Consider the following 646-nt stretch of genomic DNA (forward strand, 5'->3'; position numbering starts at 1 on the left):
ACTTTCGACGTTCTCGGTCATCGCCAGGCACATCTCCGGATCGGATGGCGACGCGGTCGAAAGGCCGCAATATTGCGCCAGCAGATAGACAGCGAGCAGGTCGTCGGCCGAGCGGGTCATGCTGAGAACGAAAGCGCCGACCGCGTCGCCATCCGATCCGGAGATGTGCCTGGCGATGACCGAGAACGTCGAAAGTAGTTCGCCTGCCTTCAGGCGAGAGCCGGTCTGCGTTGATCTTCAGCTGCTCGCCCTGGCTCAAGGCAGCACGAATGCGCGCCGACCATAGCGGCGTGCCGACTGCCACCGGGTCAGCGGGATTTGTCAGCGCAAACAGCTCGGCCAGCACGCGGTTGACGACCGTGGAGTTCTGCCTGACGTCGAGCGAAACCGTGCGGAAGCCGAAGCTTCCGACCTGCCAAAGCAGCGGCTGGACGAAACGCCTGGCTACCGCGCGTCCGCCGATCGCTTCGAGCACTGAAGACAGGGCGTTGAGATCGGTCCGAAACGCCTCCGCCGAGGGGTACGCTGGCGTCCCGCCATCCCGCGTGGCGATCAGCCGGGCAAGCAGGGCCGAGGCGAACTGGCGAAGTGGTTCGTCAGGGTTGCGGGCGGCGAGCTCGTGTCCCTGTCCGCTTTTATCGAGCGC

The 646-nt window shown here is 65.0% G+C and carries 1 protein-coding gene and 1 pseudogene; both read right to left on the bottom strand.

Annotated elements, in window-relative coordinates; genetic code table 11:
- A partial coding sequence (locus tag EOA33_RS41420) for a phosphoenolpyruvate carboxylase (protein ID WP_348628304.1) occupies positions 1-213 on the bottom strand: 213 nt, incomplete at its 3' end.
- A gap of 166 nt (positions 214-379) precedes the next feature.
- A pseudogene (locus tag EOA33_RS41425) lies at positions 380-568 on the bottom strand (hypothetical protein); the annotation flags it as partial.
- Positions 569-646: the final 78 nt, after the last annotated feature.

This window comes from Mesorhizobium sp. M4A.F.Ca.ET.050.02.1.1, from assembly GCF_003997725.1.
GTDB lineage: Bacteria > Pseudomonadota > Alphaproteobacteria > Rhizobiales > Rhizobiaceae > Mesorhizobium.